This window comes from Actinomadura rifamycini DSM 43936, from assembly GCF_000425065.1.
GTDB classification, from domain to species: domain Bacteria; phylum Actinomycetota; class Actinomycetes; order Streptosporangiales; family Streptosporangiaceae; genus Spirillospora; species Spirillospora rifamycini.
Genome location: NZ_AULB01000012.1, coordinates 136625 through 150977, shown reverse-complemented (window position 1 = coordinate 150977; position 14353 = coordinate 136625). Strand labels below are relative to the sequence as shown.

General features: G+C 70.7%; 13 protein-coding genes and 1 tRNA gene. 12 read left to right on the top strand and 2 right to left on the bottom strand.

Features of this window, described 5'->3' with window-relative positions; all coding sequences use genetic code 11:
- Positions 1-16 precede the first annotated feature (16 nt).
- Positions 17-802, top strand: a complete 786-nt coding sequence (locus H505_RS0112335) for a trans-aconitate 2-methyltransferase (protein WP_034517688.1) — start codon at positions 17-19, stop codon at positions 800-802.
- Positions 803-994: 192 nt separating this feature from the next.
- Here H505_RS0112335 and H505_RS41445 read toward each other — a convergent pair whose 3' ends face one another.
- Together H505_RS41445 and H505_RS0112325 are read right to left on the bottom strand one after the other, a co-directional pair.
- Positions 995-1714 carry a TetR/AcrR family transcriptional regulator gene (locus H505_RS41445; protein ID WP_051300587.1) on the bottom strand — a complete coding sequence of 240 codons (720 nt, stop codon included), beginning with the start codon at positions 1712-1714 and terminating at the stop codon, positions 995-997.
- Positions 1715-1767: 53 nt separating this feature from the next.
- Positions 1768-2721, bottom strand: coding sequence for an acyl-CoA desaturase (locus tag H505_RS0112325; protein WP_026402238.1), 954 nt, complete (start codon positions 2719-2721; stop codon positions 1768-1770).
- A gap of 157 nt (positions 2722-2878) precedes the next feature.
- Here H505_RS0112325 and H505_RS41440 point away from each other — a divergent pair, with 157 nt between their 5' ends.
- The 11 genes from H505_RS41440 (at position 2879) to H505_RS0112270 (ending at position 14278) form a co-directional block, all read left to right on the top strand.
- The gene (locus H505_RS41440; RefSeq protein ID WP_034517686.1) at positions 2879-3817 is read left to right on the top strand and encodes an ADP-ribosylglycohydrolase family protein; all 939 of its coding nucleotides are present in this window, start codon (positions 2879-2881) and stop codon (positions 3815-3817) included.
- A 56-nt stretch (positions 3818-3873) separates the two neighbouring features.
- Complete coding sequence (locus H505_RS41435) at positions 3874-4635, top strand: helix-turn-helix domain-containing protein (protein ID WP_051300586.1); 762 nt, start codon at positions 3874-3876, stop codon at positions 4633-4635.
- 174 nt (positions 4636-4809) lie between these two features.
- Positions 4810-4881, top strand: a tRNA-Gln gene (locus H505_RS0112310).
- A 159-nt stretch (positions 4882-5040) separates the two neighbouring features.
- Positions 5041-6474: a bifunctional UDP-N-acetylglucosamine diphosphorylase/glucosamine-1-phosphate N-acetyltransferase GlmU gene (gene glmU, locus H505_RS0112305; RefSeq protein ID WP_026402237.1), complete on the top strand. Its 1434-nt coding sequence runs from the start codon at positions 5041-5043 to the stop codon at positions 6472-6474.
- Between the two features lie 147 nt (positions 6475-6621).
- On the top strand, positions 6622-7602 hold the full coding sequence (locus H505_RS0112300; RefSeq protein WP_026402236.1) for a ribose-phosphate diphosphokinase: 981 nt from the start codon (positions 6622-6624) through the stop codon (positions 7600-7602).
- A gap of 302 nt (positions 7603-7904) precedes the next feature.
- A complete protein-coding gene (locus H505_RS0112295; RefSeq protein ID WP_026402235.1) occupies positions 7905-8531 on the top strand; it encodes a 50S ribosomal protein L25/general stress protein Ctc in 627 nt (208 codons plus the stop codon).
- Positions 8532-8648: 117 nt separating this feature from the next.
- Positions 8649-9260 carry an aminoacyl-tRNA hydrolase gene (gene pth / locus H505_RS0112290; RefSeq protein WP_051300585.1) on the top strand — a complete coding sequence of 204 codons (612 nt, stop codon included), beginning with the start codon at positions 8649-8651 and terminating at the stop codon, positions 9258-9260.
- Positions 9261-9400: 140 nt separating this feature from the next.
- Complete coding sequence (locus H505_RS0112285) at positions 9401-10876, top strand: sugar transferase (RefSeq protein ID WP_026402233.1); 1476 nt, start codon at positions 9401-9403, stop codon at positions 10874-10876.
- A gap of 80 nt (positions 10877-10956) precedes the next feature.
- Positions 10957-11925, top strand: coding sequence for an inositol monophosphatase family protein (locus H505_RS0112280; protein ID WP_051300584.1), 969 nt, complete (start codon positions 10957-10959; stop codon positions 11923-11925).
- A 95-nt stretch (positions 11926-12020) separates the two neighbouring features.
- A complete protein-coding gene (gene cysD, locus H505_RS0112275; RefSeq protein ID WP_026402231.1) occupies positions 12021-12938 on the top strand; it encodes a sulfate adenylyltransferase subunit CysD in 918 nt (305 codons plus the stop codon).
- Between the two features lie 77 nt (positions 12939-13015).
- Positions 13016-14278: a sulfate adenylyltransferase subunit 1 gene (locus tag H505_RS0112270; RefSeq protein WP_026402230.1), complete on the top strand. Its 1263-nt coding sequence runs from the start codon at positions 13016-13018 to the stop codon at positions 14276-14278.
- The last annotated feature ends 75 nt before the right edge of the window (positions 14279-14353 follow it).

The window sequence follows — 14353 nt, the reverse complement described above, 5'->3', positions numbered from 1 at the left end:
GGCATCATGTGTCTTGATGTCGAGACACGCCGAGGCCGTTTGGGACCCCGCGCAGTACGGGGTCTACGGAGACGAACGCTTCCGGCCGTTCCGCGAACTCGTGGAACGGCTCGGCGACGTCGACCCCCGGCGCATCGTCGACCTCGGATGCGGGAGCGGGGAGCCGGCCGCGACGCTGGCGGGCCGCTGGCCCGGCGCCGTCGTGGAGGCCCTCGACTCGTCGCCCGAGATGATCGACGCCGCCCGCGCCCGCGAGATCCCCGGGCGGCTCGCCTTCCGCGTGCAGGACCTCCGCACCTGGGACGGGCACGACGTCGACCTCATCGTGTCCAACGCCGTCCTGCAGTGGGTCCCCGAACACCTCGAACTGCTGCCCCGCTGGGCCGCCGCCCTCGCCCCCGGCGGACGGCTCGCCTTCCAGGTGCCCGGCAACTTCGCCGCCCCCAGCCACGCGATCCTCCGCGAACTCTGCACCTCCGACCGGTGGGCCGCGCGCCTCGCCCGCACCGTGCGGGACGCGCCCGTCCTCAGCGCCGAGGGGTACCTCGACCTCCTCGCCGGCCACGGCTGCGCCGTCGACGCCTGGGAGACCACCTACATGCAGACCCTGACGGGCGACGACCCCGTCCTCGAATGGGTCAAGGGCACCGCGCTGCGCCCCGTCCTCACCGCCCTCGACGCCCCGGACGCCGACGCGTTCGTCGCCGAGTACCGCGACCGCCTGCGGGACGCCTACCCCGCGCGGGCCCACGGCACCGTCTACCCGTTCCGGAGGATCTTCGTGATCGCCCGACGCACCTAGACCACGGCGCCGCCCGCCCGTCCGGGGACAGCGAATCGTTCCCCTGCGGTGTGCGAGACCCGGACGGGCGGGCGGCGGCGGGCGACCGACACGGTCGCAGCACAGCCCCGGCGTCGCGACCCGACGTCGGCGACCCCGGTCGGCGGTCGCCCGGACGAACTCCGGACGGCCGCCGACGCATGTACGGGCCGCCTACTCCGGCTCGTCCGCCTCATCGTCCCGGCGGACCCTGCCCTGCGCGCGCGCCGCGGCCTTCTCCTCCTTGGCGGCGATCTTCTCCGCCCGCTTCCGCTCGCGCTCCAGCTCCTTGCGCCGCCGCCGCGGATCCAGCGACGGACGCTGCTCCAGCCCCGACAGCCCGTTCCACGCCAGGTTCACGATGTGCGCCGCGACGTCCTCGCGGCGGGGCTTGCGGACGTCCAGCCACCACTGGCCCGTCACCGCCACCATCCCGACCAGGCTCTGCGCGTACAGCGGAGCGAACTTGTCGTCGTACCCGTGCCGGTCGAACTCCTGAGCGAGGATGTACTCGACCTCCCCGGCGATCTCGCTCAGCAGGCTCGCGTAGCTCCCGGTACCGGTGCCGCCGTGCGAGTCGCGGACGAGGATGCGGAACCCGTCCGGGTTGCTCTCGATGTACTCCAGGAGCCCCAGCGCGGCCTTCTCCAGCTTGCCCCGGTAGTGCCGCGCGGACGTCAGCGCCTCCGTCACGAGCCGCAGCAGGCCCTCGAACTCCCGGTCCACCACGACCGCGTACAGGCCCTCCTTGCCGCCGAAGTGCTCGTACACGACCGGCTTGGAGACGCCCGCCGCGGACGCGATCTCCTCCACCGACGTGCCGTCCAGGCCGCGCTCGGCGAACAGCGTGCGTCCGATGGTCAGCAGCTGCTCGCGGCGTTCCTTGCCGGTCATCCGCTTTCTGCGGGTCCTTGGAGCGGGTTCTGTCACAGGGTCAATTGTGACGCTCAAGCGGGCTGCTTCGTCCGCCGGGCGGCGAGCCGCTCGTCGTTCGGCCACCGGACGTCGTACGCCCAGCCGGCCTTCTCGAAGCCCTGGATGAACCGGGCGCTGATGTCGATCTGACCTTTCAGCACGCCGTGCCGCGCGCACGTCGGGTCCGAGTGGTGCAGGTTGTGCCAGGACTCGCCCAGCGACGGGATCGCCAGCCACCACACGTTCCGCGACTTGTCACGGACCTCGAAGTGCTCCTTGCCGAACGTGTGGCAGATCGAGTTGATCGACCACGTCACGTGGTGGACGAGCGTGATCCGCACGAAGCCCGCCCAGAACAGCGCCGTCAGGAAGCCCGTCCACGACATCGTGATGAGCCCGCCGAGCACCGCCGGCAGCAGGAACGACACCGCCACCATCGCCGGGAACAGCCGGTGGATCCGGGTCAGGTCGCGATCGTTCAGCAGGTCCTTGGCGAACCGCGGCTTGGACGTCTGCTCCGCGTCGAACAGCCACCCGTAGTGCGCCCACACCAGCCCCTTCAGCAGGGCCTTCCAGTCGTTGCCGAAGCGCCACGGCGAGTGCGGGTCGAACTCCTTGTCCGAGTGCTTGTGGTGGCGCCGGTGATCGGCCACCCACGTGATGACCGGACCCTGGATCGCCATGCTCCCGGCCAGCGCCAGAAAGATCTTCAGCGGCCGCTTCGCCTTGAACGACCCGTGCGTGAAGTACCGGTGGTACCCCACCGTGATCCCGCCCGCGGTCAGGACGTAGAACACCGCGGCGAGCGCGACGTCCGTCCAGCCGAGGAAGCTGCCCCACGCCAGCGGCACCGCCGCGATCAGGGCCAGGAAGGGCACGCCGGTGAACACCGCGACGAGGAGTCGTTCGGCGTTGCCCTGCTCTTCGGGTGCGAGTTCGGGGCGCCGCTGCGGGCGCGGAGGATCCACCGTCGTGGCTGTCGTCATGCGTCACCACTTCCTGCAACTCGGGAGGTCTTACCTACGCCAACGTAACCTACGGAACCGTAGGTACGACAGGTCCGGTCGGTAAAATCAGTCGGGATGTGTCCCTCGGGTCACAGAACTCTCGCTTCTCGACCGTGCCCCCGCGGAAGGACGCGCAATGGCCCTCACCCTGGACGAACGCTCGGCGCACGCCGAAGGTTCGCTCGTCGGCCTGTCGGTCGGCGACGCCTTCGGCGACCAGTTCTTCCTCCTCGTCAACAGGGACGTCTCCACGGAGACCGGCGTGCCGCCCGGGCCGTGGAACTGGTCGGACGACACGGAGATGGCGTGCTCCATAACCGACGCCCTAAACCAATCCGGGCAAATCAACCAGGGCGACCTCGCCCGGGCCTTCGCCGAACGCATGGACATCGGCCGCCGCTACGGCGCCGGCGCCCTCGAACTCCTCGAGCGCATCCGGGACGGCGACGACTGGCGCCGCGCCTCCCGCGAGGCGTTCGGCGGCAACGGCTCCTACGGCAACGGCGCCGCCATGCGCGTCGCCCCCCTCGGCGCCTACTTCTGCGACGACCTCGACCGCGCCGCCGAGCAGGCCGTCCTGTCCGCCGAGATCACCCACGCCCACCCCGAGGGCGTCGCGGGCGCCGTCGCGATCGCCGTCGCCGCGGCCCTCGCCGCGTCCCGTCCCGGCGCCCCCGTCGAGCCCCGCGAGCTGATCGAGACCGCGCTCGACCGGACGACGATGGGCGAGTACGTCCGCCGCGGCCTGCGCCGCTCCCTCCGACTCCTCGCCGAGACCCCGCGGGAAGCGGCCCGCGAACTGGGCAACGGCAACCGGATCACCGCGCAGGACACCGTCCCCTTCGCCCTCTGGGCCGCCGCCACCCGCCTGGACGACTACGAGTCGGCCGTCCGCGCGTGCGTCCAGGTCGGCGGCGACATGGACACCACCGCCGCCATGGCCGGCGGCATCATCGCCGCCCACCGCGGCCCCGCCGCCGTCCCCGCCCCCTGGCTCCAAGCCCGCGAGCCCCTCCCGGACTGGCTCACGTCGAGCCGGGCGAACCGGTCCAAGAACGTCGATAATGGTAAGTAACTATAAGGCAACGGAATGTTAAAGTCGGTGGTAAAGTCCACCCCATGGGTGGACCGATGCCGGACGAGATCCGAGACAAGCTCAAGCCGAAGGCCATCGAACTCCGCAAGCAAGGCTGGACCTATCGCGAGATCGCGGGCTCGCTGGACATATCCATCAGCACATGTTCGCTCTGGTTAAGGGACATACCGGGCCCCCCGCGGCGCGGCTACTCCCAGGAGCGGATAGCCGCCATGTGGAAGTCCCGGTGGGAGCCCATACACGTGGCTCGAGAGAAGGAGCGGCGGAAGGTCAAGCTGGCCGCCTGCGATGAGATGGGCGACCTCAGCGAGCGTGAGACGTTGATGGCGGGCGCCCTCATCTACTGGTGCGAGGGGACCAAGGACAAGAGCTACAAGCGGAGCGAGTGCGTCTCGTTCATCAATAGCGATCCTGCGTTGATCATCCTCTTTCGCAGGTTCTTGGACGTGGCCGGAGTGGAGCCCGAGCGCATCGGGTACCGGCTGCACATCCATGAGACCGCTGACCTCGCCGAAGCGACGGGGTACTGGGCGCGATTGGTCGGTGCCCCCGCCGAGCTCTTCAAGAAGCCGGTGATCAAACGGCACAATCCGAAGACGAACAGGAAGAACCTCGTCGACGGGTACCGAGGTTGCCTGCTCATCAGAGTCAGGCGCAGCGCGGACCTGTATCGGCGCATCGAGGGCTGGGCCTACGGCGCCATGCTCGGTAAAGAGATGGGCGGCGCACGCCTCATCGCCCGCTCCGACTCGGCGATCACCAACATCGGCAAGGGGCGCGAGCGCGCGGACGAGTGAGTCGAACGTTCGAAGGTGCACCGGCTCGGGCTCCATCGCCGCGGATCCCGGTCGGCACGTCGTGGTCGGCCGGGCGGGTCGCCGCTCTCGGCAATTGATGTGGGGTCTCGCCGTCGGTGTCGGTATCGTTGGAGCGCGGTCGGCGGGCGGATGTCCGATCTGCCGCTTTTATAGTCCGGCGTGGTGTAATCGGCAGCACATGGGTTTTTGGTGCCCCTGGTTCAGGTTCAAGTCCTGGCGCCGGAGCTGTCCGGTATGTCTGATGTGTGATCGGGCGGTGGGCGGGGGATGACGCCTGCGTGTCGGGCGGTATCCTTCGGGATGTCGGGCCGACGTGCCCTGCGGCGCGTGTCGTCGCAGGTCGGCCCGTACGTCAACCCGTCCGCGATGCCGAGGAGCCTCCTTGTGAGCGCCAGCCGTCCGGCCGCCGTCATCGTTCTCGCCGCGGGCGAGGGCACCCGGATGAAGTCCCGCACCTCGAAGGTGCTCCACGAACTCTGCGGGCGCAGCATGCTCGGGCATGTGCTGACCGCCGCGCGGGGCCTGGAACCCGAACGGCTCGTCGTCGTCGTCGGGCATCGCAGGGAGCAGGTCGTCGCGCACCTGGACGAGCACGTGCCGGAGGCGCGCGCCGTCGTGCAGGAGGAGCAGAACGGGACGGGTCACGCCGTCCGGATGGCGCTCGAGGAGATCGGGGCCATGGACGGGACGGTCGTCGTGACGAACGGCGACCACCCGCTGCTGCGCGCCGAGACCCTCGCGGAGCTGGTGCGGACGCACGAGGGCGAGGGCAACGCGGTCACCGTGCTGACGACCGAGATGCCGGACGCCACCGGGTACGGGCGGATGATCCGTGCGGCCGACGGGAGCGTCGAGGCGATCGTCGAGCACAAGGACGCGTCGGAGGCCCAGCTGGCCGTCAAAGAGATCAACGTCGGGATGTACGCGTTCGACGGGTCGCTGCTGGAGGACGCCCTCAAGCGGGTGACCACCGACAACGCGGGCGGCGAGGAGTACCTCACCGACGTGGTGGCGATCCTGCGGGGCGACGGGCACCGCGCGGGCGCCCACCTGGTCGCGGACTGGATCGAGACGCAGGGCGTCAACGACCGGGTGCAGCTCGCGCAGGCGCGGCGGCAGCTGAACGACCGCATCCTGGAGGCGCACATGCGGGCCGGGGTGACGATCGTCGACCCGGCGTCCACGTGGATCGACGTGCAGGTGACGGCCGAGGCGGACACCGAGGTCCTGCCGGGCACGCAGTTGCACGGGACGACCCACCTGGAGGCGGGCGCGAGGGTCGGTCCGGGCTGCACGCTGACGGACACGCGGGTCGGGGCCGGGGCGGTCGTGGCGAACGCGGTGGCCAGCGGCGCGGAGATCGGGCCGGAGGCGGCCGTGGGGCCGTACGCGTACCTGCGGCCGGGCACCAGGCTCGCGCGGAAGGCGAAGGTCGGGGCGTACGTCGAGACCAAGAACGCGGACGTGGGCGAGGGCGCGAAGGTGCCCCATCTGACGTACGTGGGCGACGCGGAGATCGGGGCGGGCTCGAACATCGGGGCCGGTTCGGTGTTCGTGAACTACGACGGTGTCGAGAAGCACCGCAGCGTGATCGGCTCCCATGTCCGGGTCGGCAGCGACAACATGATCGTCGCGCCGGTGACGGTCGGGGACGGTGCCTACACGGCGGCCGGTTCCGTGATCGTGCAGGACGTGCCGCCGGGTGCGATCGCGGTGGCGCGGGCGCGGCAGCGCAACGTGGAGGGCTGGGTGGAGCGGCGGCGGGCCGGGACGGCTTCGGCCGAGGCGGCGCGCCGGGCTTCGGACGAGGCCGAGTAGGGCCGCCCTCCGGGGCGCGAGGCAGGGCGGACAGCGGCGTCCCCCGCGAACAACAGACAACCCGTGCGCGCGGACTCATGCGTGCGCGGGGAGTGGGGACAACAACCCACGTGAAGCACAGTTCCATTGAGGGGGAGTCGTTCAAAGGTGAGTGGGATCAAAGCGAGCGGTCAGAAGAAGCTGATGCTCTTCTCCGGCCGAGCCCACCCGGACCTGGCCAAGGAAGTTGCCGACCACCTCCACGTCGAGTTGACGCCGACCTCTGCGTACGACTTCGCGAACGGTGAGACGTTCGTGCGGTTCCTGGAGTCGGTGCGCGGCTCCGACGCCTTCGTGATCCAGAGCCACACCGCTCCCATCAACCAGTGGATCATGGAGCAGCTGATCATGGTGGACGCGCTGAAGCGCGCGTCGGCCAAGCGGATCACGGTGGTGGCGCCGTTCTTCGGGTACGCGCGGCAGGACAAGAAGCACCGGGGGCGGGAGCCGATCTCGGCCCGGCTCATGGCGGACCTGTTCAGCACGGCCGGCGCGGACCGGGTGATCACGGTGGATCTGCACACCGCGCAGATCCAGGGGTTCTTCGACTGTCCGGTGGACCACCTGTTCGCGCTGGACCTGCTGGCCCGGCACTTCGAGAGCAGGCTGGACCTGTCGAACGTGACCGTGGTGGCGCCGGACGCGGGCCGCGTGCGGGTGACGGAGCGGTGGAGCGACCGGCTGGGCGGCGTCCCGATGGCGATCATCCACAAGAAGCGCGACCCGGACGTGGCGAACGAGGTCAAGGTCTTCGACGTCGTCGGCGAGGTCGAGGGCCGGACCTGCGTCGTGGTGGACGACATGATCGACACGGGCGGGACGATCGTGAAGGCGGCGGACGCGCTGTTCGAGAACGGTGCGACGCGGGTGGTCGTGGCGGCGACCCACGGCGTCCTGTCGGGTCCGGCGGTGGACCGGTTGAAGAACTCGCGGATCTCCGAGGTGGTGCTGACGAACACGCTGCCCATCCCGGAGGACAAGCAGTTCGACAAGCTGACGGTGCTGTCGATCGCGCCGCTGATCGCGCGGGCGATCAACGAGGTGTTCAGCGACGGTTCGGTGACGAGCCTGTTCGGCGGCCACAGCTAGGGCGCCGTTTCCGCGTCGCCGCGCGTGCCCGGTCCGCCGTTCGGTGGGCCGGGCGCGCGTGTTCCGGGCGTCCGCGTGTCCCCCGGATGGATCGCGCGTGACACGGATCGGCTAGACTTGCTGAATCCCGCGTATGCCCTTGGGTCGTTCAGTGCGGTGCCGGTTCGGTCCCGTGCTCCCCGGGGGGAACGCAAAGAATCTTCGAGGCGCCTGACGCATCGAGCATCGCCTGATTCGCTTTTGTCCGTAGCGGACGTCCGATGGCGGACGGCCGTGGATCGCAACAACGAGGAGTTTTCGCCGTGTCCGAGGTACGCATTGCCGCCGAGCCGCGCACCGAGTTCGGTAAGGGTGCCGCGCGGCGCACCCGCCGGGCCGGCAAGGTGCCCGCCGTCCTCTACGGTCACGGCACCGACCCGACGCACATCTCGCTGCCGGGCCACGAGCTGATGATGGCGCTGAAGACGCCGAACGCGCTGCTGGCCATCGAGGGGCTCGACGGCGGGAAGCAGCTGGCGCTGCCGAAGGACGTCCAGCGCGACCCGATCAAGGGCTTCCTGGAGCACGTCGACCTGCTGATCGTGAAGCGCGGCGAGAAGGTCGTCGTGGACCTGCCGGTGAACGTGGTCGGCGACGTGGTCGCGGGCGGCGTCGTGTCGCAGTCGGTCGTCGAGATCCAGGTCGAGACCGAGGCCACGCGCATTCCGGAGTCGGTGGAGCTGGACGTCAGCGGCCTGGCGGTCGACTCGCAGGTGCTGGCGAAGGACCTGAAGCTGCCGGCGGGCACGACGCTGGCGGCGGACGAGGAGCTGCTGATCGTGCAGATCACCGACGCGACGGCGTCGGCGGGCGCGACGGAGGGGACCGAGGCGGCGCCGGCCGGCGAGGGGCCCGCGACGGACGTCAACACCCCCGAAGCGAGCGAGTGACGTTTCCCCGGGTGCCGGTGGCGCCCGGGTGACCGGTTGCGGCCGTGCGGGCCGCGCCGCGACGTGTGACGGCCTCCGCCGGTGTGCGCACCGGCGGGGGCCGTCGTCCGTTCGAGGATGTGCGGTGAGGGAGTTCGGGTGAGCGCGGGCATGTGGCTGGTCGTGGGCTTGGGGAATCCGGGGCCGAAGTACGAGGGCAACCGGCACAACGCGGGGTTCGTGGTGCTGGACGTTCTCGCGGGGAGGGTCGGGGGGTCGTTCAAGGCGCACCGGTCGAAGCTGTTCGGGGCGCGGTCGGACGTGCTGGAGGGGCGGCTGGCGGGGGAGCGGGTCGTGCTGGCGAAGCCGCGGTCGTTCATGAACGAGTCGGGCGGTCCGGTGAAGGGGCTGCGGGACTTCTACAAGGTGCCGCTGGAGCGGGTGGTCGTCGTCCACGACGAGCTGGACGTCCCGTTCGGGGCGGTGCGGTTGAAGAAGGGCGGCGGCGACAACGGCCACAACGGGCTGCGGTCGGTGACGCGGTCGCTGGGGGACCGGGAGTACCTGCGGGTGCGGTTCGGGGTGGGTCGCCCGCCGGGGCGGATGGACGCGGCGGCGTTCGTCCTGAAGGACTTCTCGGCGGCGGAGCGGCGCGATCTGGGCGTCGAGGTGGAGCGGGCGGCGGACGCGGTGGAGGCGTTGCTCGGAGACGGCTTGGCGGCGGCGCAGAACACCTATCATTCGGGTTGATCCCGGGCACCGGCGCAAACGGGGGTTATGGGTTTCTTCCTGGGAGTTCCAAGACTCAGGTGAACCCCGGAGGGCCCTCAGGCGTCCCTGAGGTGGATCGGTCTTTTCGGGGCGGGCGTTACAAGGGTTGGTGAGGGCGTATGGCCGTCGTTGACAAGGTTTCGACCGAGTCATCGATCCGCCACCATAAGCGGTACTCGCAGACCCAGGACTGGAGCGCGCGGTACCGGAGGGTCGCGGGGTTCCTCGACTTCCTCAGCATGCTGGCGGCGGGTGTGATCGCGTTCGTGCTGCGGTTCCCGGGCGTGCCGGGCGAGTGGCACACGCCGTACATGGTGCTGACGGTGGCGCTGCCGCTGATGTGGGTGCCGGTGCTGATGCTGTGCCGGGCGTACCAGCCGCGGTACATCGGGGTGGGGTACGAGGAGTTCCACCGGGTGCTGCGGGCGGGGTTCATCTTCACCGCGGGCATCGCGATCATCGCGTACGCGTCGAAGACGGACGTGGCGCGCGGCTACGTGGTGATGGCGATGCCGCTGGGGACGTTCCTGGCGGTGCTGGCGCGGTACCAGTTGCGGAAGTGGCTGCACCGGAAGCGGTGGCACGGCCAGTACATGCGGCGGGTGGTCGCGGTGGGGCACCGCACGTCGGTGGAGGACCTGATCCGGCTGCTGCGGCAGAAGCGGTACCACGGGATGGACATCGCGGCGGTGTGCCTGCCGCCGGCGCTGGTGACCGGCGACGACGCGGTGGCCGAGGTGGAGGGCGTCCCGGTGCTGGGCGACTTCGGGCAGACGGCGGCGGTCGCGGAGCGGGTCGGCGCCGACTCGGTGGCGGTGCTGGCGTGCCCGGAGCTGGACGGGACGGCGCTGCGGCGGCTCGCGTGGCAGATCGAGCGGAACGACGTGGAGCTGGTGGTGGCGCCGGCGCTGATGGACGTGGCGGGGCCGCGGATCTCGATCCGGCCGGTGTCGGGGCTGCCGCTGCTGCACGTGGAGCATCCGGAGCTGGACGGCGGCCGGAAGGTGCTGAAGGGGCTGTTCGACCGGGCGGCGGCGCTGGCCGGGCTGCTGGCGCTGAGTCCGCTGCTGCTGGTGGTCGCGGTGTTGATCAAGGCGACGAGCCCGGGCCCGGTGATGTTCCGGCAGACGCGGGTGGGGCGCGGCGGCCGGGAGTTCACGGTGCTGAAGTTCCGGACGATGGTGCAGGACGCGGAGGCCCGGAAGGCGGAGCTGCTGGCCAGCAACGAGGGCGACGGCGTGCTGTTCAAGATGCGGGCGGATCCGCGGATCACCCGGGTGGGGCGGTGGCTGCGCCGCTACTCGCTGGACGAGCTGCCGCAGCTGATCAACGTGTTGCGGGGCGACATGTCGCTGGTGGGTCCGCGGCCGCCGCTGCCGGACGAGGTGGCGCAGTACGGCGGGGACGTGTACCGGCGGCTGGTGGTGAAGCCGGGCCTGACGGGGCTGTGGCAGGTGAGCGGGCGCTCCGACCTGACGTGGGAGGAGTCGGTGCGGCTGGACCTGCGGTATGTGGACAACTGGACCCTCGCGCTGGACCTGCAGATCATCTGGAAGACCTGGTCGGCGGTGGTGCGGGGGTCGGGCGCGTACTAGCCGCCCCGAGGGGTCGCCCGTCCGGGCGGCCGTGAGATTGTAGACCGGGCAGACCAGTCGAGTCGGGAATGTGGTCGAGGATGACGGATCAAGCGGTGGCGGACGATCACGCGCTGGCGGCGGAGCTGGCCGCGGCGGCGGGGCGCCTGCTGCTGGGCGTGCGGGACGAGATGGGGTTCGGCGACGCGCGGGCCCTGAAGGACACGGGCGATCTGCGGTCGCACGAGTACCTGATGGGGGCGCTGGCGGAGCGCTGTCCCGATGACGCGATCCTCTCCGAGGAGGGCCGCGCGTCGGTGGCGGGCAAGCGGGCCGAGGGCGTGGACGCCGCGCCGACGGCGAACACCGCGACCGCGGCGCGGCTGTCGGCCGACCGGGTGTGGATCATCGACCCGCTGGACGGCACCCGGGAGTTCTCCGAGGAGGGCCGCCGCGACTGGGCGGTGCACGTGGCGCTGTGGGTGCGGGACGGTTCCCCGGCGGGGCGGCTCGCGGCGGGCGCGGTGGCGCTGCCGGCGCAGGGCGTGACGCTGCGGACGGACGCGACGGGCGGTGCGTCGCTCGTCCGGGAGGAGCCGAGCGCCGCGGACGCGGTGACGGGCGGTGCCGGTGCGGGGGGCGCGGGGTCGGTCGTGGACCGGCGGGGCCTGCCGCGGGAGGGGCCGCTGCACGTGCCGGCGCCGGAGGCGGGCAAGCTGCGGATCGCGGTGTCGCGGACGCGGCCGCCGGAGTTCGTCCGGCGGCTGGCGGACGCGGTCGAGCCGGACGTGGAGCTGGTGCCGATCGGCTCGGCGGGCGCGAAGATCTCCGCGGTGCTGCTCGGGGAGGTCGACGCGTACGTGCACGCGGGCGGCCAGTACGAGTGGGATTCGGCGGCTCCGGCGGCGGTGGCGCTCGCCGCGGGCGCGCACGCGTCGCGGGTCGACGGGGCGGCGCTGGCCTACAACCGTGAGGACCCCAGGTTGCCGGATATCCTGGTGTGTCATCCCGTGTCGGCGTCGACGCTGCTGACCGGCATCCGGGACGTGAGCGACGCGCTGCCGACGTGACCCCGCTTCGCGGCCGTCGTTCGAGCCGGTGGACGGGTGCGCCCGTCGCGTGCCACCGGTAGTACCTGCCAGTTCGTGGAGAGAAGCCCCAGATCATGCAGCGTGGCGATTATCTGCTGTCCCAGTTGGACGTCCTAGAGTCGGAGTCGATTCACATCTTCCGGGAGGTGGCGGCCGAGTTCGAGAAGCCGGTGCTGCTGTTCTCCGGCGGCAAGGACAGCATCGTGATGCTGCGCCTGGCCGAGAAGGCGTTCTGGCCTGCGCCGATCCCGTTCCCGGTGATGCACGTCGACACCGGGCACAACTTCCCCGAGGTGATCGAGTTCCGTGACCGGCGGGTCGCCGAGACGGGCGTCCGGCTCGTGGTCGCGTCGGTGCAGGAGTCGATCGACAAGGGCCGGGTCGTGGAGGAGAAGGGGCGCCGCGCGTCCCGGAACCGGTTGCAGACGGTGACGCTGCTGGACGCCATCGAGGAGCACGGGTTCGACGCGGCGTTCGGCGGTGCCCGGCGCGACGAGGAGAAGGCCCGCGCCAAGGAGCGGGTGGTGTCGTTCCGCGACGAGTTCGGCCAGTGGGACCCGAAGAACCAGCGTCCCGAGCTGTGGAACCTGTTCAACACGCGGATCACGCGCGGCGAGCACGTCCGGGTGTTCCCCCTGTCGAACTGGACGGAGCTCGACATCTGGGACTACGTCCGCCGCGAGGGGCTGGAGCTCCCGTCGATCTACTTCGCGCACTCCCGGCAGGTGTTCGAGCGGGACGGGCTGCTGCTGGACGCGCAGACGGGGTTCGCCAACCGGGGCGACGACGAGCCGGCGTTCGAGGCGACGGTCCGGTACCGGACGGTCGGTGACGCGTCCTGCACGGGCGCGGTGAAGTCGGCGGCCGAGTCGCTGGACGAGGTGATCGAGGAGATCGCGGCGACGCGGATCACCGAGCGGGGGCAGACCCGCGCCGACGACCGGACGAGCGAGGCGGCCATGGAAGACCGCAAGAAGGAGGGCTACTTCTGATGGCCACCGCGTCATTCGAGAGCGGGTCGCCGGAGGCGCCGCTGACGCCGGAGCAGGCGCAGGCGTCCGGGAAGCCGATGGACATCCTGCGGTTCGCCACGGCGGGGAGCGTCGACGACGGCAAGTCGACGCTGATCGGCCGGCTGCTGTTCGACTCCAAGTCGATCTTCGAGGACCAGCTGGAGTCGGTGGAGCGGACCAGCGCGGACCGCGGCGAGGAGTACACGAACCTGGCGCTGCTGACCGACGGCCTGCGGGCCGAGCGGGAGCAGGGCATCACGATCGACGTGGCGTACCGGTACTTCGCGACGCCGCGCCGCAAGTTCATCATCGCCGACACCCCCGGGCACATCCAGTACACCCGGAACATGGTGACGGGCGCGTCGACGTCCGACCTGGCGATCATCCTGGTGGACGCCCGCAAGGGCATCCTGGAGCAGTCGCGGCGGCACGCGTTCCTCGCGACGCTGCTGCAGGTGCCGCACCTGGTGGTGGCGGTCAACAAGATGGACCTGGTCGACTACGACCGGGCCACCTACCAGCGGATCGTGGACGAGTTCACCGCGTTCGCCTCCAAGCTGGACGTCACCGACCTGACGTTCGTGCCCATTTCGGCTCTGCACGGCGACAACGTCGTGGAGCGCAGCGTCAACATGCCCTGGTACGAGGGGTCGTCGCTGCTCCACACTTTGGAGCACGTGCACATCGCGTCGGACCGCAACCTGATCGACGTGCGGTTCCCGGTGCAGTACGTGATCCGCCCGCACGCCTCCACCGACCCGGAGCTGCACGACTACCGGGGGTACGCGGGGCAGGTCGCGGGCGGCGTGCTGAAGCCGGGCGACGAGGTGGTGCACCTGCCGTCCGGGCTGACCACGACGATCACGCACATCGACGGGCCGCGCGGCCCGGTCGGGGAGGCGTACGCGCCGATGTCGGTGACGCTGCGGCTGGCCGACGACATCGACATCTCCCGCGGCGACATGATCGCCCGGCCGAACAACCGGCCGGAGGTCGCGCAGGACATCGAGGCGATGATCTGCTGGATGACCCCGGACCGCACCCTCACCCCGCGGTCCAAGCTGGTCGTCAAGCACACCACCCGCACCGCGAAGGCGATGGTCAAGGACCTGCACTACCGGCTGGACGTCAACACCCTGCACCGCGACGAGCAGGCCGACGGGCTCGCGCTCAACGAGATCGGCCGGATCAGCATGCGGGTGACGCAGCCGCTGTTCGTGGACGACTACAGCCGCAACCGGCTCACCGGCGGGTTCATCCTCGTCGACGAGGCCACCAACAACACCGTCGGGGCCGGAATGATCATCGGTACCCGCTGACCCTCGCGGGCGTCGGCGCGCGGGACCGGACGGCGACCGTCCGGTCCCGCGCCCGTCGCCGTCCCCCCACAACTC

Excerpts from the sequence above, each read along its gene's own strand:
- H505_RS0112335 (WP_034517688.1), top strand. The coding sequence starts at position 17 with ATGTCGAGACACGCCGAGGCCGTTTGGGACCCCGCGCAGTACGGGGTC.
- H505_RS41445 (WP_051300587.1), bottom strand. The coding sequence starts at position 1,714 with ATGACCGGCAAGGAACGCCGCGAGCAGCTGCTGACCATCGGACGCACG.
- H505_RS0112325 (WP_026402238.1), bottom strand. The coding sequence starts at position 2,721 with ATGACGACAGCCACGACGGTGGATCCTCCGCGCCCGCAGCGGCGCCCC.
- H505_RS41440 (WP_034517686.1), top strand. The coding sequence starts at position 2,879 with ATGGCCCTCACCCTGGACGAACGCTCGGCGCACGCCGAAGGTTCGCTC.
- H505_RS41435 (WP_051300586.1), top strand. The coding sequence starts at position 3,874 with ATGCCGGACGAGATCCGAGACAAGCTCAAGCCGAAGGCCATCGAACTC.
- pth (WP_051300585.1), top strand. The coding sequence starts at position 8,649 with ATGTGCGGTGAGGGAGTTCGGGTGAGCGCGGGCATGTGGCTGGTCGTG.
- H505_RS0112285 (WP_026402233.1), top strand. The coding sequence starts at position 9,401 with ATGGCCGTCGTTGACAAGGTTTCGACCGAGTCATCGATCCGCCACCAT.
- H505_RS0112280 (WP_051300584.1), top strand. The coding sequence starts at position 10,957 with ATGACGGATCAAGCGGTGGCGGACGATCACGCGCTGGCGGCGGAGCTG.
- cysD (WP_026402231.1), top strand. The coding sequence starts at position 12,021 with ATGCAGCGTGGCGATTATCTGCTGTCCCAGTTGGACGTCCTAGAGTCG.
- H505_RS0112270 (WP_026402230.1), top strand. The coding sequence starts at position 13,016 with ATGGACATCCTGCGGTTCGCCACGGCGGGGAGCGTCGACGACGGCAAG.